Source organism: Achromobacter sp. RT286_PF, from assembly GCF_059760425.1.
The window spans coordinates 82,649-98,500 of record NZ_JCBAMR010000003.1 but is presented as its reverse complement, the minus strand read 5'-3'; the positions used below and the strand labels follow the sequence as shown (position 1 = coordinate 98,500).

Here is a 15,852-nt window from a genome sequence, read left to right as displayed (position 1 = left end):
GTCGATTGAGTTAAGGAAAATTTAGCTCATCGAGTTGGGGGAATACCCGCAGGATTTCAACCCAGGGTCGTTGCGTTGCCAACCCGTTGCAGAGGTAGAGCGAAAGCTCTAGGTCTACAACACAAAAGCAGGGCGGCAGACCTGACGGGACCAAAACTGGCAGGAATTGCAGAGTTCCTCGGGGGGAAAACCCCGGGAAAACAGTATTTCCAGTTAAGTTGGAACAGGAAAAATCATGATCCAAATGCAGACCACGCTGGACGTGGCCGATAACACTGGTGCGCGTCATGTCATGTGCATTAAGGTGCTCGGTGGCTCCAAGCGCCGTTATGCCGGTATCGGCGACATCATCAAGGTGAGCGTCAAAGATGCGGCTCCGCGCGGACGCGTCAAGAAAGGCGAAATTTACAATGCCGTGGTGGTTCGTACCGCCAAGGGCGTGCGCCGTAAAGACGGTTCGCTGATTAAGTTCGGTGGCAATGCCGCCGTATTGCTCAACGCCAAGCTGGAGCCCATCGGCACCCGCATCTTCGGACCCGTTACGCGTGAACTGCGTACCGAGAAGTTCATGAAGATCGTGTCGTTGGCCCCGGAAGTGCTGTAAGGAGCCCTACGATGAATAACATTCGTAAAGGCGACGAAGTCATCGTCCTGACCGGCCGCGACAAAAAGCGTCGCGGTACCGTGCTGGCTCGTGTTGATGCCGACCACGTTCTGGTCGAAGGCGTCAACATCGTCAAGAAGCACGTGAAAGCCAACCCGATGGCTAACAACCCGGGCGGGATTGTCGAAAAGACCATGCCGATCCACATCTCGAATGTGGCGCTCTTTAACCCCGCAACCGGTCGTGGCGACCGCGTGGGCGTTCAAGAAGTCGAAGGTCGCAAGGTCCGCGTGTTCCGTTCCAATGGTGCCGTTGTCGGCGCCAAGGCGTAAGGGGCGATAGACATGTCTCGTTTGCAAGATTTCTACAAGAGCAAGGTCGCTGGCGACCTGCAGGCCAAGTTTGGCTACAAGAGCGTCATGGAAGTGCCGCGCATCACCAAGATCACCCTGAACATGGGTGTCTCGGAAGCCGTGTCCGATAAGAAGGTTATCGAACACGCGGTGTCGGACCTGACCAAGATCGCTGGCCAAAAGCCTGTCGTGACGAAGACCAAGAAGGCTATCGCCGGTTTCAAGATCCGCGAAAACTACCCGATTGGTTGCATGGTCACGTTGCGTGGTCAACGCATGTACGAATTCCTGGATCGCCTCGTTGCGGTCGCGCTGCCTCGCGTGCGCGACTTCCGTGGTATCTCGGGTCGTGCGTTCGACGGCCGTGGCAACTACAACATCGGGGTGAAAGAGCAAATCATTTTCCCCGAAATCGAGTACGACAAGATCGACGCGCTGCGTGGGCTGAACATCAGCATCACCACCTCCGCGAAGACCGACGAAGAAGCCAAGGCGCTGTTGACGGCCTTCAGCTTCCCGTTCCGTAACTAAGGGGCTGATGACGTGGCTAAACTTTCCCTCATCAATCGCGACATCAAGCGCGCCAAGCTGGCTGACAAGTTCGCTGCCAAGCGCGCTGAGTTGAAGGCGATCATCGACGACCAGTCGAAGACCGACGAAGAACGTTACCAAGCTCGGCTCAAGCTGCAACAGCTGCCGCGCAATGCCAATCCGACGCGCCAACGTAACCGTTGCGTGGTCACCGGTCGTCCGCGCGGCGTGTTCCGCAAGTTCGGCCTGACGCGTCACAAACTGCGTGAAATGGCGATGAAGGGCGAAATCCCCGGCATCACCAAGGCCAGCTGGTAGGAGATACATTATGAGCATGAGCGATCCCATCGCCGATATGCTGACCCGCATTCGCAATGCGCAGCAAGTGGACAAAGTTACGGTGAGCATGCCCTCCTCGAAGCTGAAGGCGGCAATTGCCGCTGTGCTGAAAGACGAAGGCTACATCGACAGCTTTGAAATCAAGGGCACCCAGGCCAAGCCTGAGCTCGAGATCACCCTGAAGTACTACGCTGGTCGCCCGGTTATCGAACGCATCGAACGCGTTTCGCGCCCCGGTCTGCGTATCTACAAGGGCCGTACCAGCATTCCTCAGGTCATGAACGGCCTGGGCGTGGCTATCGTTTCGACCTCGCGCGGCGTCATGACCGACCGTAAGGCTCGCGCCAACGGCGTCGGCGGCGAAGTGCTGTGCTACGTGGCCTAAGGAGAAATTCGAATGTCACGTATCGCTAAGTATCCGGTCGAACTGCCGAAGGGTGTCGAAGCTGACATCAAGCAGGATCAGATCATCGTCAAGGGCCCGCTGGGCACCCTGACTCAAGCCCTGACTGGCGACGTTACGGTTGCGATGGACGAAGGCAAGCTCACGTTTGCCGCCGCCAACGAATCTCGTCACGCCAATGCCATGTCGGGTACCGTGCGCGCTCTGGTGGCCAATATGGTTACCGGCGTGAGCAAGGGCTTCGAGCGCAAGCTGACCCTGGTTGGCGTGGGTTACCGCGCCTCGATCCAAGGCGATGCCGTTAAGCTGCAGCTCGGTTTCTCGCACGACGTTTTGCATCAGTTGCCGGCCGGTATCAAGGCCGAATGCCCCACCCAGACGGAAATCGTCATCAAGGGCGCCAACAAGCAAGTCGTCGGTCAGATGGCCGCTGAAATCCGCTCGTACCGCGAGCCCGAACCCTACAAGGGCAAGGGTGTGCGTTACTCGGACGAACGCGTCGTCATCAAAGAAACCAAGAAGAAATAACGGCGCACGCAAGGACGAATCATGGACAAAAAAGTTTCCCGTTTGCGTCGTGCGGTTCCGACCCGCCGGAAGATCAACGAGTTGCGCGTTCACCGCCTCTCGGTCTTCCGCTCGAACCAGCACATCTACGCCAACATCATTTCGCCGGAAGGCGATCGCGTTCTGGTCAGCGCCTCGACGGTGGAAGCCGAAGTGCGTGCGCAACTGGCCGGCCAAACCGGTCAAGGCGGCAACACTGCCGCTGCGACCCTGGTTGGCAAGCGCGTGGCCGAAAAGGCCAAGGCTGCCGGTATCGAACTGGTCGCTTTCGATCGCTCGGGCTTTCGTTACCATGGCCGCGTGAAAGCGCTGGCCGATGCCGCGCGTGAAGCCGGCCTGAAGTTCTAAGCGAGGATCTGTCAAATGGCTAAAGTACAAGGCAAGAACGCCGCGGAAAAAGAGAACGATGACGGCCTCCGCGAAAAGATGATCGCGGTCAACCGCGTGAGCAAAGTGGTCAAGGGTGGTCGCACCATGAGCTTTGCCGCGCTGACCGTGGTTGGCGATGGCGATGGTCGCGTCGGCATGGGTAAGGGCAAGGCGCGTGAAGTGCCGGTGTCCGTCCAGAAGGCAATGGAACAGGCCCGTCGCGGCATGTTCAAGGTTGCTCTGAAGAACGGCACGCTGCACCACACCGTGGTTGGCAAGCATGGCGCCGCTACCGTGCTGATCTCGCCGGCTGCTGAAGGTACTGGCGTTATCGCCGGCGGCCCGATGCGCGCTATTTTTGAAGTGATGGGTGTGCGTAACGTGGTTGCCAAGAGCTTGGGCTCGAGCAACCCCTACAACATGGTTCGCGCCACGTTGAACGGTCTGCGCGCTTCCCTGACCCCGGCCGATGTTGCTGCCAAGCGCGGCAAGTCGGTCGAAGAAATCCTGGGGTAAATCATGGCTCAGAAGCAGATCAAAGTGACCCTCGTGCGCTCCGTGATCGGTACCAAGCAATCGCACCGTGATACGGTTCGCGGTTTGGGCTTGGGCCGCATCAACAGCAGCCGCGTGTTGGTCGATACGCCCGAGGTGCGTGGGATGATCCGTAAGGTGGATTATCTCGTTTCCGTCTCGGAAGCCTAAGGAATCACCATGTCGGATATGCAACTTAATTCGCTGAAGCCCGCTGAGGGCAGCAAGCACGCCAAGCGCCGCGTCGGCCGTGGTATCGGTTCGGGTCTGGGTAAAACCGCCGGCCGTGGCCACAAAGGTCAGAAGTCGCGCTCGGGCGGTTTCCATAAGGTTGGCTTCGAAGGCGGTCAAATGCCGCTGCAGCGTCGTCTGCCCAAGCGTGGTTTCACCCCGCTCGGTCAGCACCTGTACGCCGAAGTCCGTCTGTCGGACCTGCAAGCCTTGCCCATCGACGAAGTCGACGTGCAAGTGCTCAAGGCGGCTGGCGTGATTGGTCAGGCGGTTCGTTACGCCAAGGTCATCAAGTCGGGTGAACTCTCGCGCAAGGTAGTGCTCAAGGGCATTACTGCGACGGCCGGCGCTCGCGCCGCCATCGAAGGCGCGGGCGGCTCGCTTGCTTGATCACGAGGTGACGAGTGGCTAACGCGCAGGCATTGGGCAAAACCGGAGCACGGTACGGTGATTTGAAGCGCCGTTTGGTGTTCCTGGTGCTCGCCCTGGTGGTTTACCGTTTGGGTACACACATCCCCGTACCGGGTATTAATCCGGATGCGCTGGCGGACTTGTTCCGCCAGAACCAGGGCGGGATCCTGGGCCTGTTCAACATGTTCTCGGGTGGGGCGCTCTCGCGTTTCTCGATTTTTGCCCTGGGGATCATGCCGTACATTTCGGCATCCATCATCATGCAGTTGATGTCGGTGGTGGTGCCGTCGCTGGAAGCGCTCAAGAAAGAGGGCGAATCCGGTCGTCGGAAGATTACCCAATACACCCGCTACGGCACAGTCGTGCTGGCGCTGGTGCAAGCAGTGGGCATTTCGGTGGCGTTGGAGTCCCAACAGGGACTGGTGATCGATCCGGGTATGCTGTTTCGCTTCACGACCGTTGTGACTCTGGTCACTGGCACCATGTTCGTCATGTGGCTGGGTGAACAGATCACGGAACGCGGTCTGGGCAACGGGATTTCCATCCTGATCTTCGCAGGTATCGTTGCGGGTTTGCCCGCGGCGCTGGCTGCACTGTTGGACCTGGTCCGCACCAACGCGATGTCCGTGCTTTCGGCACTGTTCATTGTGGCTCTGGTGGTGCTGGTTACCGCTTTTGTGGTGTTCGTGGAACGCGGACAGCGCAAGATCACGGTGAACTACGCCAAGCGTCAGGTCGGCAACAAGGTCTACGGTGGTCAAAGCTCGCATTTGCCGCTGAAGCTGAACATGGCAGGGGTGATTCCGCCGATTTTCGCATCGTCGATCATTCTGTTCCCGGCCACGATCACGAGCTGGTTCTCCAGCAGTGAGAACATGCGCTGGCTTAGCGACCTGGCTGCGGCCCTGTCGCCTCGTCAACCGCTCTACATCACGCTGTACTCCGTCGCGATTATTTTCTTCTGCTTTTTCTACACGGCTCTGGTGTTCAACAGCCGCGAAACGGCGGACAACCTGAAGAAGAGTGGTGCGTTTGTTCCGGGCATTCGTCCGGGTGAACAAACAGCGCGCTACATCGACAAGATCCTGATGCGTTTGACGCTCGCAGGTGCCATCTACATTACGTTGGTGTGCCTGTTGCCGGAATTCTTGGTGATGCGCTGGAACGTTCCCTTCTACTTCGGTGGTACGTCTCTGTTGATTATTGTGGTGGTGACGATGGATTTCATGGCACAGGTTCAGGCCTACATGATGTCTCACCAGTACGACTCGTTGCTCAAGAAGGCCAACTTCAAGGGCGCGGGTTTGCCGATGCGGTAAGCAAAAGAATGTCCAAGGACGACGTCATTCAGATGCAAGGCGAGGTTCTTGAGAACCTCCCGAACGCGACATTTCGCGTCAAGCTCGAAAACGGCCACGTGGTGTTGGGCCATATTTCCGGCAAGATGCGTATGCATTACATCCGGATCCTGCCGGGTGACAAGGTCACAGTGGAGCTCACGCCCTATGATCTGACGCGAGCCAGGATAGTTTTCCGCTCCAAATGAGCGGAACCGGATTACGGAAAATTAGGAGTCAACCATGAAAGTAATGGCATCGGTTAAGCGGATCTGCCGCAACTGCAAAGTTATCAAACGTCACGGCGTGGTGCGTGTTATCTGCACCGACCCGCGTCACAAGCAGCGTCAAGGCTAACTCGGGTTAGCGACTACGCAACAGATTTATTCAAGGAATAGTCATGGCCCGTATTGCTGGCATTAACATCCCGCCGCAACAGCACGCCGAGATCGGACTGACCGCCATTTTTGGCATTGGTCGTACGCGCGCTCGCAAAATCTGCGAAGCGGCAAACGTACCCTTTGACAAAAAGGTCAAGGATCTGAACGACGCTGAATTGGAACGCGTCCGCGAACATGTTGGTTTGTTCACGGTTGAAGGCGACCTGCGTCGTGAAGTACAGCTCTCGATCAAGCGTTTGATCGACCTGGGAACCTACCGCGGTATGCGTCACAAGCGCGGTTTGCCCGTGCGCGGCCAGCGCACTCGCACCAACGCCCGGACCCGTAAGGGCCCGCGTCGTGCTGCTGCGTCCCTGAAGAAATAATCGAGGAACTGGATTATGGCGAAAGCTTCCACCAGCGGCGCTTCGCGCGTGCGCAAAAAGGTTAAGAAGAACGTCTCGGACGGCATCGCGCACGTTCACGCTTCGTTCAACAACACCATCATCACCATCACCGACCGTCAGGGCAACGCTTTGTCGTGGGCCACTTCGGGTGGTGCTGGTTTCAAGGGTTCGCGTAAGTCGACCCCGTTTGCCGCGCAAGTCGCCGCTGAAACGGCTGGCCGCGTCGCGCTGGAATACGGCATCAAGACGCTGGAAGTGCGCATCAAGGGCCCCGGTCCTGGCCGCGAATCGTCGGTCCGCGCGTTGAACGCGCTGGGCATCAAGATTTCGTCCATCGCCGACATCACGCCCGTTCCGCACAACGGCTGCCGTCCGCCGAAGCGTCGTCGTATCTAAAGGGAATCCACATGGCACGTTATATTGGACCCAAATGCAAGCTCTCGCGCCGCGAGGGTACTGACCTGTTCCTGAAGAGCGCCCGTCGCTCGCTGGATTCCAAGTGCAAGCTGGATTCCAAGCCTGGCCAACACGGCCGCACTTCGGGTGCCCGCACTTCCGACTACGGCCTGCAGCTGCGCGAAAAGCAAAAGCTCAAGCGCATGTACGGCGTGCTGGAAAAGCAATTCCGCAAGTACTTCGCTGAAGCAGAGCGTCGCCGTGGCAACACCGGCGAAACCCTGATCCAGCTGCTGGAATCGCGCCTGGACAACGTCGTCTACCGCATGGGCTTCGGCTCGACGCGCGCCGAAGCTCGTCAGCTGGTCAGCCACCGCGCCATCGAACTGAACGGCCACACGGCTGACATCGCTTCGATGCTGGTCAAGGCTGGTGACGTCGTCTCGATCCGTGAAAAGGCCAAGAAGCAAGGCCGTATCAAGGAATCGCTCGACCTGGCCACCAGCATCGGCATCCCCCAATGGGTGGAAGTCGACGCGACCAAGCTGACCGGTACGTTCAAGTCGGTCCCCGATCGCGCTGACGTCGCTCGCGACATCAACGAATCGATGGTCGTCGAACTGTACTCGCGTTAATCAGGTCGGCCGGCGCCTCCCTCGCAGGTGTGCCGGCTACTGGTCCCGCGACCCGTTTGCACGTCTCGCAGCAGCCCGCCTTCCGCCTTTTGGTGGGGCGGGCTTTGCGGTAAGTATCGGCCGGCGCTTTCGCGCTGCCCGAGTTTCATGTTTCACCTGTCCATCAGCCTTATCGGTGTAACGAGCCGAGGGTATTGAAAAGGAACACAGTAAATGTCCACTCAAGGTTTTCTGAAGCCGCGCTCCATTGAAGTCGAACCGGTCGGCACGCACCATGCCAAGATCGTGATGGAGCCGTTCGAGCGTGGCTACGGTCATACGCTGGGCAACGCCCTGCGCCGCATCCTGCTGTCTTCGATGACCGGCTACGCGCCGACCGAAGTGCAAATGACGGGCGTGGTGCACGAATATTCGACCATCCCGGGCGTTCGCGAAGATGTCGTCGACATCCTGCTGAACCTGAAGGGCGTGGTTTTCAAGCTGCACAATCGCGACGAAGTGACCCTGGTTCTGCGCAAGACCGGCGCGGGCACCGTGCTGGCCAGCGACATTGAACTGCCGCACGACGTCGAGATCATCAACCCCGGCCATGCCATCTGCAACCTGACGGACGCAGGCAAGCTGGAAATGCAGATCAAGGTTGAGAAGGGCCGCGGCTACGTGCCGGGCAACGTGCGCGCGCTGTCGGAAGACCGCACCCACACCATCGGCCGTATCGTTCTGGACGCTTCGTTCAGCCCGGTTCGCCGCGTCAGCTACGCGGTGGAAAGCGCCCGTGTGGAACAGCGCACCGACCTGGACAAGCTGGTTCTGGACATCGAGACCAACGGCGTCATTTCGCCCGAGGAAGCGGTGCGCCAGTCGGCTCGCATCCTGATGGACCAGATCTCGGTCTTCGCCGCGCTGGAAGGCGCTGGTGATTCGTACGAAGCTCCGGTTCGCGGCACGCCGCAGATCGACCCGGTCCTGCTGCGTCCGGTCGACGACCTGGAACTGACCGTGCGTTCGGCCAACTGCCTGAAGGCCGAAAACATCTACTACATCGGCGACCTGATCCAGCGTACCGAAAACGAGCTGCTCAAGACCCCGAACCTGGGTCGCAAGTCGCTCAACGAAATCAAGGAAGTTCTGGCTGCACGTGGCTTGACCTTGGGCATGAAGCTCGAGAACTGGCCGCCCCTGGGCCTGGAGCGTCCCTAAGTTTTAACGGGTGGCACCCCGGCAACGGGGCGCCACCTGCAACGCCCGGCAACCCCGTCGGGCGGTTTGCGAATTCGTCGTAAAATGCACCGTTTTCTACCGGACCGCGGCCTGATTGCAGGTTGATAGAAGAGCCGGCAACCCGATGGCGAACGCCATCTTTAGATTCAAAGGAAACTTATCATGCGTCACGGTAATGGCTTGCGTAAGCTCAACCGCACCAGCAGTCACCGTCTTGCCATGTTCCGCAACATGGCCGTTTCGTTGATCACTCACGAAGCCATCAAGACCACGCTGCCGAAGGCGAAAGAATTGCGCCGCGTCATCGAACCCCTGATCACGCTGGGCAAAGAGCCCACGCTGGCGAACAAGCGTCTGGCATTTGCCCGTCTGCGCGATCGCGATGCGGTGGTGAAGCTGTTTGCCGAAATCGGCCCGCGCTACGCGGCCCGTAACGGTGGCTACACCCGCGTGCTGAAGATGGGCTTCCGTCAAGGCGACAACGCTCCCATGGCTTTCATGGAACTGGTTGACCGTCCGGAAGTTGATGAAGCCGCTGCGGACAGCGCCGAATAAATTCGGTTGCTAGATAAGCGACAAGGGCGGGTCTTCGGACCCGCCCTTGTTTTATTTGCGCGCCCCGCCACGCGACTGGCGTCACGAGGCGTGCAGTTCCCCTCGCAGCTGCTCGGCGGTGGCTGTCAGTACCTCTTGAGGCGGTTGCGGCGGCATCTTGAACGTCAGGTCCTGCTGTTCGATGTACGCGGTGGATGTGACGTCCTGCGTGTGATGCATGGGGATGACGTGCGCGTGCGAATGCGCGACGTGTATGCCCGTGAACGCGAACCCCACGCGCTGCACGCCGTACAGGCGCTTCATGTGGCGTCCCAGCTTCTGTCCCAGGTTTACGATGTGCCCCGCCAGGTCGGCCGGCATGTCCTCGAAGTACGGGTAATGCTGCTTCGGAATGATCAGCGTGTGTCCCGGCCGTACCGGCTGGATGTCCAGGAAGGCCATCAAGCGGTCGTCTTCATGGATGATGTGCGCGGGAATCTCGTGCCGGGCGATCCGGCAGAACAGGCAATTGTCGGGCATGCGGGCCTCGTGAAAGCGGGTGGCATGGTGGCGGCGTCGATACGGTTGCGGGCGCTTGGCCGGCAGGTTCGAGCGCGGGTATCCGGGTCCGGCCGCCAGCGTCCGGCGTCCGGGCTTCGGCGCAATATCGATAAAATACCCCGAGTTACATCCCACACGGTTATCTCAAGGAGCCTCCATGTTGCGCGATGACGACGTCGTGCTGGTCATCAGCAATGCGCCCGACCTCTTGCTGGCCAAGCGCATCGCGCATGTGCTGGTGGAAGATGGATTGGCCGCGTGCGTGAACCTTGGCGCGCCGGGCCTGTCCATCTATCTGTGGAACGGAGAGGTCGAGGGGACGGAAGAAGTCCCCATCCATATCAAAACCACCTACGCACGTCATCAAGCCGTTGTTCAGGCCCTGGCGCAGATGCATCCCTACGATGTGCCCGAAATTATCGTGCTGCCGGTCATCGGCGGCGCCGCGCCCTATCTGGATTGGGTGCGAGAACAAACGGCCGTCACCAAAAACAAGAGAGACTGATGTTTCAACCTGCCGGTATCGTCGACGCGCCCGGGCGCCCGATTCACGCCCCTCGCGCGGCGCGCACTCTGATCGGACGCTGCCTGGCATTGCTGGCAATGATGCTGTTGCTGCTGGGTTGGCAGGCGGCGCACGCTGAAGCCGACTTTCTTGAGCCCGAAAAAGCGTTCGTCTTCAGCGCGAAGATGGCCGCGCCCGACACGCTGGAACTGCACTACAAGGTTGCGCCCGGCTACTACATGTACCGCGAGCGTTTCGGCATCACGATCAGCCCGGCCGATGCCACAACGCTGGGCGAGGCCGTCTATCCGAAGGGCGAGGTCAAGTACGACCCGACCTTCGAAAAGGACATGGAAGTCTTCCACAAGGACGTCCTGATTCGCGTGCCGGTGGGCTCGGGCACCGCGCCTTTCACCCTGACGTTGACCGGGCAGGGGTGCGCGGACGCCGGGCTGTGCTATCCGCCGATGGACAGCAGCGTCAAGCTGACGCCGGTGGCGGGCGGATACGCCTTGGCGGGCGGTCTGCTTGCAACAGCCGGGCAATCATCGCAACCCGGGCAATCCACCTCAGCCCCCGCGGCTACCGGCCTTGGCGCCCTGGTCAACGCAGGCGATACCGGTCTGGCCGATGCGCTGGGCGGCCTGGGTTGGGCCAAGACGGCGGGCGTGTTTTTGATCCTGGGTTTGTTGCTGGCCTTCACGCCCTGCGTGTTGCCGATGATTCCCATCCTGTCTTCGATCGTGCTGGGTGGGGTGGCGCAGCCCCGGCCCACGCGCAGTCGGGGTTTGGCCCTGGCGGCGACCTATGTGCTGGGTATGTCGGTGGTCTACACCGCGCTGGGCGTGGCCGCTGGCCTGAGCGGCGCCGGTCTGGCCGCCTGGTTGCAAACCCCTTGGATCCTGACGCTGTTCGCCATCCTGCTGACCGTGCTGGCGCTGGCCATGTTCGACGTGTTCACGTTCCAGATGCCGTCCGGCGTCCAGGCCAAGCTGTCCGAGCGCTCGTCACGCGTGCCGGGCGGCCGCTACACCGGCGCGCTGCTGATGGGCGCCTTGTCCGCCTTGATCGTCGGGCCGTGCGTGGCCGCGCCGTTGGCCGGCGCGCTGCTGTATATCTCGCAAACGGGCGACGTCATCCTGGGCGGCTCGGCGTTGTTTGCCATGGCCTGGGGCATGGGCGTGCCCTTGCTGATCGTGGGCGCGTCCTCGGGCGCGTTGCTGCCCAAGGCCGGCCCGTGGATGGATGGCGTCAAGCGCCTGTTTGGCATGCTGCTGCTGGGGACCGCGTGGTGGATGCTGATCCCGGTGGTGCCGACCTGGGTGCAGATGACGGGTTGGGCCTTCCTGGCCGTCGTGTCCGCCGTGATGCTGCGCGCGTTTGACGCCTTGCCCGCGGGCGCCGGTGCCGGTCGGATGTTTGCCAAGGGGCTGGGGCTGCTGTTGGCGCTTGCCGCCGCCGCCTGGCTGATCGGCGCGGCCAGCGGGGGGCGCGATGTCTTGCAGCCGCTGTCGCATCTGGCCGCACGTGGCGACGCGTCGGTGGGCACGGCCGTCGCCAAGGGCGACATGCAATTCACGCGCGTGCGCAACAACGCCGAGCTGGACGCGCTGCTGGCGCAAAGCCGCCAGCCGGTCATGCTGGATTTCTATGCCGACTGGTGCGTATCCTGCCGCGAAATGGAGCGCTTCACGTTCACCGATCCCGGTGTCGCACAGCGCATGTCGGGCATGTTGCTGGTGCAGGCCGACGTCACGGCAAACAACGCCGACGACCGCGCGCTGCTCAAGCGCTTCCGGCTGTTCGGGCCGCCGGGAATCATGTTCTTCGAGCCGGGCGGCAAGGAACTTCCCGATGCGCGCGTAGTGGGTTTCCAGGATGCCAAGCGCTTCACGGAATCGCTGGACAAGGTGCTGGTGCGCTGACGGCGGGCGATATACCATGGCGGCTGCGCTGCGTGGGCGGCGCATCCCACTCCCTCCAGGCCGGCGCCCGTGACGTCCCCGACAGTTGATGCAAGCCAGGACCGCAACGGTCTGATCTATGTTCAATTGATGTTCGTCATGGCCACATGGGGCCTGAACATCGTCTCCATCAAGTACCTCACGCAGCACATGGATATCCAGGCGCTTGCCGCCGTGCGGATCGTGGTTGCGTTCATCACCGTCACCCTCATCATCAAGGCCCGCCGTGGCCGCGTGCCCAAGCTGGGCCGCGTGGAATTGGGCTGGGTGGCGCTGGCGGGCTTTCTGGTGGTCTACGCGCACCAGGTGGCGCTGGTCTCCGGGCTGCGCTTTTCTTCCGCCGCCAACGGCACGCTGATCATGGCCACCAGCCCCTTGTTGTCGGCACTGCTGGCCGCGCTGTTCTATCGCGAAAAACTGACCCTGGTACGCATCTGCGGCGCTCTGCTCGGGCTGCTGGGCGTGGGCATGGTGGTGGCCGGCAGCGGTGCCCAATTCGGGCTTAATGGCTGGGGCGACGCGGTGGTATTCGTGGCCGTGCTGGTGTTCGTGTTCGGCGGCCTGGTGATCCAGCGCATGTCGCGCACGATGGACCCGCTGGGCATGCTTTGGTACATGTACCTGGCAGGCGGGCTGATGCTGGTGGCGCACGCGTTGGTGACGCCGTCGTCGTACCAGACCGACACCTGGCAGATGACCTGGTGGCCGTGGCTGGTGCTGCTGTTTTCAGCGGTGATTGCCTCGGGCGTCAGCAACATCATCTGGAACGCCGGCATCGCGCGGCTGGGCATCAGCCGCGCCGCCTTGTTCGTGAACTGGCTGCCGATATTCGGGCTGTTGTTCGCCTCGCTGTTCCTGGATGAACACGTCACCTTGACCCATGTGTTGGGGCTGGCCTGCGTGCTCGGGGGAACGTGGCTGGGGCTGCGCCGGACCACGCCGGCGCCTGACCCTAAAAGTGCTTAGCGCTGCGCTTTGAGCAGCGTGGCGGCTTCAATGGCGAAGTACGTCAGGATGCCGTCGGCGCCGGCGCGCTTGAACGCCAGCAGCGCTTCCATCATGACCTTGTCGTGGTCCAGCCAGCCATTGGCGGCGGCGGCCTTGATCATCGCGTATTCACCGCTGACCTGGTAGGCGAACGTGGGCACGCGGAAGGTGTCCTTCACGCGGCGCAGCACGTCCAGGTACGGCATGCCCGGCTTGACCATGACCATGTCCGCGCCTTCTTGCAGATCGGCGGCCACTTCGCGCAATGCTTCGTCCAGGTTGCCCGGGTCCATCTGGTAAGCCATTTTGTTGGACTTGCCCAGGTTGGTGGCCGAGCCCACGGCGTCGCGGAACGGGCCATAGAACGCGCTGGCGTACTTGGCCGAATAGGCCATGATCTGCGTGTGGATGTGGCCGTTGGCTTCCAGTGCCTTGCGGACCGCGCCGATGCGCCCATCCATCATGTCGCTGGGGGCCACCATGTCCACGCCCGCGGCGGCCTGCGTGAGCGCCTGCTTGACCAGGATCTCGACCGTGATTTCGTTGATGACGTAGCCGTTCTCGTCGATGACGCCGTCCTGGCCGTGGCTGGTGTACGGGTCCAGCGCCACATCACACAGGATGCCCAGCTCGGGGAAACGTTTTTTCAATTCGCCCACCACGCGCGGAATCAGACCGCGCGGGTTGGTCGCTTCGATGCCGTCAGGCGTCTTCAGCGACGGGTCGATGACCGGGAACAGCGCCATCACCGGGATGCCCAGTTCGACGCATTTCTCGGCCACGGGCAGCAGCGTATCCAGCGAATAGCGGACCACGCCGGGCAGGGACGGCACGGCTTGCTCGATGCCCGTGCCGTCCGCCACGAACACCGGGTAGATCAGGTCATTGACCGTCAGCGCGTTCTCGCGCACCAGGCGGCGGGTGAAGTCGTCGCGGCGCAGGCGGCGGGGGCGGGAAACCGGAAATTCAGGGGTGATGATCTGCGGGTTCATGATTCGACCTTGGGGGAAATCCAATTCTCAATGTGGGCGCCCGCCTCTTCCAGCCCGATGCGCTCGGGCGCCGAAAACGGGATGGTGTGCAGGGCGCCGATGTCGGCCAGGTCCTTGCGGACCGAGAACACGGTGCGCATGCGCTGGCCATAGGGCAGCTTGTCGGCCTTGGTCAGCAGCGCCAGCACGGGGCGGCCGGTGGGGGCGATGAAGTTGGCCAGGCGGCGGTCAAGCTCGGTGACGCCGCGGCGGATATCGATCAGCAGCACGATGCCCGCAAGCGACTCGCGGTCGCGCAGGTAGCCGCCAAGAATGTCCGCCCATTTTTCTTTTTCGTTGCGTGCCACGGACGCATAGCCGTAGCCGGGCAAGTCAACGAGAAAACCGATGTGGCCTTCCGGATCCAGCGGGTCGGGCAAGCCGAACATGTTGATCAAGCGCGTGCGGCCCGGCGTCTTGCTGGAAAACGCAAGACGGCGCTGGTTGCACAGCACGTTGATGGCCGTGGATTTGCCGGCGTTGGAGCGGCCGACAAAGCAGACCTCGGGAGCGCCGGCGGCCGGCAACTGGTCGAGGCGAGCTGCGGAGGTAAGGAAGGAGGCGCGATGTAGGAGGGACACGGATGGGCTTTGGATACGGTTGGTTTCGAGCCCTATTGTATAATCCGGCGTTTGCAACAGTGGTCCCCGTGCGCGGAGCCGTCTTTTTTGCTTACTGTTTAGATGCCTGCGGCAACTTGGCAGGCAGAACGGGCAGAGAGGTTCGATACGGTTTTCCAGGGTGTGCGGGGTAGGCGTGGGCGCCTTTTTGCGCCTTGATCGATGTGATCGTCGAGGTCTTCATGAAGCGTGTGCTGTCCCGGATGTTGGTTGCGAGCGGGCTGTTGCTCGGCGCCTCCGCCTTCTCTACACCCAGTTTCGCCGCCGACGGCGCAGCGGGCCCGGCCAAGCCAGATGCCGCCAAAGGCGGTCAGCTGTTTGACCAGGGTGACGCCTCGCGGGGCATCATTGCCTGTGCGTCCTGTCATGGCGCGGCGGGCAATAGCACCATCCCGGTGAACCCCAACCTGGCCGCGCAACCCCACGAATACCTGGCCAAGCAACTGGCCGACTTCCAGATCAAGCAGGGCGCCAAGCTGCCCGTGCGCAATGGCGCGGGGGGCAATCCGACCCCGATGACGGCCATGGCGCAGAACCTGACGCCGGCCGACATGCAGAACATTGCGCTGTACCTGGCGCAACAACCCCTGAAAGAACCCGCCACGGCGGGCCAGGAAAAGTTGGTCGACCTGGGCCAGAAGATCTGGCGCGGCGGTTTGCCGGAGCGCAATGTGCCGGCCTGCGCGGCGTGCCACTCTGCAAACGGCGCGGGCATGCCCAGCCAGTACCCCCGCTTGTCGGGGCAGTTCCCCATGTACATCGAAGAGCAGCTCAAGCTGTTCCGCAGCGGCGACCGCAAGAACGAAATCATGTTCGCGATCGCAGACCGCATGTCGGACGCCGATATCAAAGCCGTGTCCGACTACGCAGCGGGCTTGCGGTAGGCCAACGCCGGCAACACGCGCGGCTGGTCCGCGTTCATGCAACCTGAG

General features: G+C 61.5%; 25 protein-coding genes. 22 read left to right on the top strand and 3 right to left on the bottom strand.

Features of this window, described 5'->3' with window-relative positions; all coding sequences use genetic code 11:
* Positions 1-235 precede the first annotated feature (235 nt).
* From rplN to rplQ, 18 genes are all read left to right on the top strand, one after another.
* Positions 236-604, top strand: coding sequence for a 50S ribosomal protein L14 (gene rplN / locus AC6LJY_RS04075; protein WP_046807446.1), 369 nt, complete (start codon positions 236-238; stop codon positions 602-604).
* Positions 605-615: 11 nt separating this feature from the next.
* Positions 616-936, top strand: a complete 321-nt coding sequence (gene rplX, locus AC6LJY_RS04070) for a 50S ribosomal protein L24 (RefSeq protein ID WP_006227036.1) — start codon at positions 616-618, stop codon at positions 934-936.
* 12 nt (positions 937-948) lie between these two features.
* Complete coding sequence (gene rplE, locus AC6LJY_RS04065) at positions 949-1,488, top strand: 50S ribosomal protein L5 (protein ID WP_006216529.1); 540 nt, start codon at positions 949-951, stop codon at positions 1,486-1,488.
* A gap of 12 nt (positions 1,489-1,500) precedes the next feature.
* The gene (gene rpsN / locus AC6LJY_RS04060; RefSeq protein WP_006216527.1) at positions 1,501-1,806 is read left to right on the top strand and encodes a 30S ribosomal protein S14; all 306 of its coding nucleotides are present in this window, start codon (positions 1,501-1,503) and stop codon (positions 1,804-1,806) included.
* Positions 1,807-1,816: 10 nt separating this feature from the next.
* A complete protein-coding gene (gene rpsH, locus AC6LJY_RS04055) occupies positions 1,817-2,212 on the top strand; it encodes a 30S ribosomal protein S8 (protein WP_006216525.1) in 396 nt (131 codons plus the stop codon).
* Between the two features lie 12 nt (positions 2,213-2,224).
* Positions 2,225-2,758, top strand: coding sequence for a 50S ribosomal protein L6 (rplF, locus tag AC6LJY_RS04050; RefSeq protein ID WP_046807445.1), 534 nt, complete (start codon positions 2,225-2,227; stop codon positions 2,756-2,758).
* Positions 2,759-2,779: 21 nt separating this feature from the next.
* Entirely contained in the window at positions 2,780-3,145 is a 366-nt protein-coding gene (gene rplR / locus AC6LJY_RS04045; RefSeq protein ID WP_006227039.1) for a 50S ribosomal protein L18, read from the top strand.
* A 15-nt stretch (positions 3,146-3,160) separates the two neighbouring features.
* The gene (gene rpsE / locus AC6LJY_RS04040; RefSeq protein WP_006216521.1) at positions 3,161-3,682 is read left to right on the top strand and encodes a 30S ribosomal protein S5; all 522 of its coding nucleotides are present in this window, start codon (positions 3,161-3,163) and stop codon (positions 3,680-3,682) included.
* 3 nt (positions 3,683-3,685) lie between these two features.
* Positions 3,686-3,871 (top strand): 50S ribosomal protein L30, encoded by a 186-nt coding sequence (rpmD, locus tag AC6LJY_RS04035; protein ID WP_006216520.1) that lies wholly within the window; start codon positions 3,686-3,688, stop codon positions 3,869-3,871.
* A gap of 9 nt (positions 3,872-3,880) precedes the next feature.
* On the top strand, positions 3,881-4,321 hold the full coding sequence (rplO, locus tag AC6LJY_RS04030; RefSeq protein ID WP_013397002.1) for a 50S ribosomal protein L15: 441 nt from the start codon (positions 3,881-3,883) through the stop codon (positions 4,319-4,321).
* Positions 4,322-4,335: 14 nt separating this feature from the next.
* A complete protein-coding gene (secY, locus tag AC6LJY_RS04025; RefSeq protein WP_039882533.1) occupies positions 4,336-5,661 on the top strand; it encodes a preprotein translocase subunit SecY in 1,326 nt (441 codons plus the stop codon).
* An 8-nt stretch (positions 5,662-5,669) separates the two neighbouring features.
* Positions 5,670-5,888 (top strand): translation initiation factor IF-1, encoded by a 219-nt coding sequence (infA, locus tag AC6LJY_RS04020; RefSeq protein WP_003806927.1) that lies wholly within the window; start codon positions 5,670-5,672, stop codon positions 5,886-5,888.
* A gap of 34 nt (positions 5,889-5,922) precedes the next feature.
* Entirely contained in the window at positions 5,923-6,036 is a 114-nt protein-coding gene (gene rpmJ / locus AC6LJY_RS04015) for a 50S ribosomal protein L36 (protein WP_003806928.1), read from the top strand.
* 43 nt (positions 6,037-6,079) lie between these two features.
* Positions 6,080-6,445, top strand: coding sequence for a 30S ribosomal protein S13 (gene rpsM / locus AC6LJY_RS04010; RefSeq protein ID WP_006216517.1), 366 nt, complete (start codon positions 6,080-6,082; stop codon positions 6,443-6,445).
* 15 nt (positions 6,446-6,460) lie between these two features.
* On the top strand, positions 6,461-6,862 hold the full coding sequence (gene rpsK, locus AC6LJY_RS04005; RefSeq protein WP_006216516.1) for a 30S ribosomal protein S11: 402 nt from the start codon (positions 6,461-6,463) through the stop codon (positions 6,860-6,862).
* A gap of 11 nt (positions 6,863-6,873) precedes the next feature.
* Positions 6,874-7,497 carry a 30S ribosomal protein S4 gene (gene rpsD, locus AC6LJY_RS04000; protein WP_006216515.1) on the top strand — a complete coding sequence of 208 codons (624 nt, stop codon included), beginning with the start codon at positions 6,874-6,876 and terminating at the stop codon, positions 7,495-7,497.
* A 213-nt stretch (positions 7,498-7,710) separates the two neighbouring features.
* A complete protein-coding gene (locus AC6LJY_RS03995; RefSeq protein ID WP_006216514.1) occupies positions 7,711-8,697 on the top strand; it encodes a DNA-directed RNA polymerase subunit alpha in 987 nt (328 codons plus the stop codon).
* A gap of 183 nt (positions 8,698-8,880) precedes the next feature.
* Positions 8,881-9,273: a 50S ribosomal protein L17 gene (rplQ, locus tag AC6LJY_RS03990; RefSeq protein ID WP_006216513.1), complete on the top strand. Its 393-nt coding sequence runs from the start codon at positions 8,881-8,883 to the stop codon at positions 9,271-9,273.
* A gap of 81 nt (positions 9,274-9,354) precedes the next feature.
* Here rplQ and AC6LJY_RS03985 read toward each other — a convergent pair whose 3' ends face one another.
* On the bottom strand, positions 9,355-9,792 hold the full coding sequence (locus AC6LJY_RS03985; protein WP_498135358.1) for an HIT family protein: 438 nt from the start codon (positions 9,790-9,792) through the stop codon (positions 9,355-9,357).
* A 178-nt stretch (positions 9,793-9,970) separates the two neighbouring features.
* On the opposite strand from AC6LJY_RS03985, the gene cutA reads away from it, so the two are divergent.
* From cutA to AC6LJY_RS03970, 3 genes are all read left to right on the top strand, one after another.
* Complete coding sequence (gene cutA / locus AC6LJY_RS03980) at positions 9,971-10,318, top strand: divalent-cation tolerance protein CutA (RefSeq protein ID WP_046807443.1); 348 nt, start codon at positions 9,971-9,973, stop codon at positions 10,316-10,318.
* 98 nt (positions 10,319-10,416) lie between these two features.
* Complete coding sequence (dsbD, locus tag AC6LJY_RS03975) at positions 10,417-12,243, top strand: protein-disulfide reductase DsbD (protein ID WP_314359704.1); 1,827 nt, start codon at positions 10,417-10,419, stop codon at positions 12,241-12,243.
* 129 nt (positions 12,244-12,372) lie between these two features.
* A complete protein-coding gene (locus AC6LJY_RS03970) occupies positions 12,373-13,248 on the top strand; it encodes a DMT family transporter (RefSeq protein ID WP_104142797.1) in 876 nt (291 codons plus the stop codon).
* Here the strand turns inward: AC6LJY_RS03970 and hemB are convergent.
* Both hemB and yihA read right to left on the bottom strand, forming a co-directional pair.
* The gene (gene hemB, locus AC6LJY_RS03965) at positions 13,245-14,261 is read right to left on the bottom strand and encodes a porphobilinogen synthase (RefSeq protein WP_332609422.1); all 1,017 of its coding nucleotides are present in this window, start codon (positions 14,259-14,261) and stop codon (positions 13,245-13,247) included. The genes AC6LJY_RS03970 and hemB overlap by 4 nt on opposite strands.
* Complete coding sequence (gene yihA / locus AC6LJY_RS03960) at positions 14,258-14,881, bottom strand: ribosome biogenesis GTP-binding protein YihA/YsxC (protein ID WP_006216506.1); 624 nt, start codon at positions 14,879-14,881, stop codon at positions 14,258-14,260. The genes hemB and yihA overlap by 4 nt, the downstream gene beginning before the upstream one ends.
* A gap of 221 nt (positions 14,882-15,102) precedes the next feature.
* Here yihA and AC6LJY_RS03955 point away from each other — a divergent pair, with 221 nt between their 5' ends.
* Positions 15,103-15,804 carry a c-type cytochrome gene (locus AC6LJY_RS03955; protein WP_104142798.1) on the top strand — a complete coding sequence of 234 codons (702 nt, stop codon included), beginning with the start codon at positions 15,103-15,105 and terminating at the stop codon, positions 15,802-15,804.
* The last annotated feature ends 48 nt before the right edge of the window (positions 15,805-15,852 follow it).

What these genes read in the sequence shown, in the direction of transcription:
- rplN (WP_046807446.1), top strand. Translation starts at nt 236, where the DNA reads ATGATCCAAATGCAGACCACGCTGGACGTGGCCGATAACACTGGTGCG.
- rplX (WP_006227036.1), top strand. Translation starts at nt 616, where the DNA reads ATGAATAACATTCGTAAAGGCGACGAAGTCATCGTCCTGACCGGCCGC.
- rplE (WP_006216529.1), top strand. Translation starts at nt 949, where the DNA reads ATGTCTCGTTTGCAAGATTTCTACAAGAGCAAGGTCGCTGGCGACCTG.
- rpsH (WP_006216525.1), top strand. Translation starts at nt 1,817, where the DNA reads ATGAGCATGAGCGATCCCATCGCCGATATGCTGACCCGCATTCGCAAT.
- rplF (WP_046807445.1), top strand. Translation starts at nt 2,225, where the DNA reads ATGTCACGTATCGCTAAGTATCCGGTCGAACTGCCGAAGGGTGTCGAA.
- rplR (WP_006227039.1), top strand. Translation starts at nt 2,780, where the DNA reads ATGGACAAAAAAGTTTCCCGTTTGCGTCGTGCGGTTCCGACCCGCCGG.
- rpsE (WP_006216521.1), top strand. Translation starts at nt 3,161, where the DNA reads ATGGCTAAAGTACAAGGCAAGAACGCCGCGGAAAAAGAGAACGATGAC.
- rpmD (WP_006216520.1), top strand. Translation starts at nt 3,686, where the DNA reads ATGGCTCAGAAGCAGATCAAAGTGACCCTCGTGCGCTCCGTGATCGGT.
- rplO (WP_013397002.1), top strand. Translation starts at nt 3,881, where the DNA reads ATGTCGGATATGCAACTTAATTCGCTGAAGCCCGCTGAGGGCAGCAAG.
- infA (WP_003806927.1), top strand. Translation starts at nt 5,670, where the DNA reads ATGTCCAAGGACGACGTCATTCAGATGCAAGGCGAGGTTCTTGAGAAC.
- rpmJ (WP_003806928.1), top strand. Translation starts at nt 5,923, where the DNA reads ATGAAAGTAATGGCATCGGTTAAGCGGATCTGCCGCAACTGCAAAGTT.
- rpsM (WP_006216517.1), top strand. Translation starts at nt 6,080, where the DNA reads ATGGCCCGTATTGCTGGCATTAACATCCCGCCGCAACAGCACGCCGAG.
- rpsK (WP_006216516.1), top strand. Translation starts at nt 6,461, where the DNA reads ATGGCGAAAGCTTCCACCAGCGGCGCTTCGCGCGTGCGCAAAAAGGTT.
- rpsD (WP_006216515.1), top strand. Translation starts at nt 6,874, where the DNA reads ATGGCACGTTATATTGGACCCAAATGCAAGCTCTCGCGCCGCGAGGGT.
- AC6LJY_RS03995 (WP_006216514.1), top strand. Translation starts at nt 7,711, where the DNA reads ATGTCCACTCAAGGTTTTCTGAAGCCGCGCTCCATTGAAGTCGAACCG.
- rplQ (WP_006216513.1), top strand. Translation starts at nt 8,881, where the DNA reads ATGCGTCACGGTAATGGCTTGCGTAAGCTCAACCGCACCAGCAGTCAC.
- AC6LJY_RS03985 (WP_498135358.1), bottom strand. Translation starts at nt 9,792, where the DNA reads ATGCCCGACAATTGCCTGTTCTGCCGGATCGCCCGGCACGAGATTCCC.
- cutA (WP_046807443.1), top strand. Translation starts at nt 9,971, where the DNA reads ATGTTGCGCGATGACGACGTCGTGCTGGTCATCAGCAATGCGCCCGAC.
- dsbD (WP_314359704.1), top strand. Translation starts at nt 10,417, where the DNA reads ATGATGCTGTTGCTGCTGGGTTGGCAGGCGGCGCACGCTGAAGCCGAC.
- AC6LJY_RS03970 (WP_104142797.1), top strand. Translation starts at nt 12,373, where the DNA reads ATGTTCGTCATGGCCACATGGGGCCTGAACATCGTCTCCATCAAGTAC.
- hemB (WP_332609422.1), bottom strand. Translation starts at nt 14,261, where the DNA reads ATGAACCCGCAGATCATCACCCCTGAATTTCCGGTTTCCCGCCCCCGC.
- AC6LJY_RS03955 (WP_104142798.1), top strand. Translation starts at nt 15,103, where the DNA reads ATGAAGCGTGTGCTGTCCCGGATGTTGGTTGCGAGCGGGCTGTTGCTC.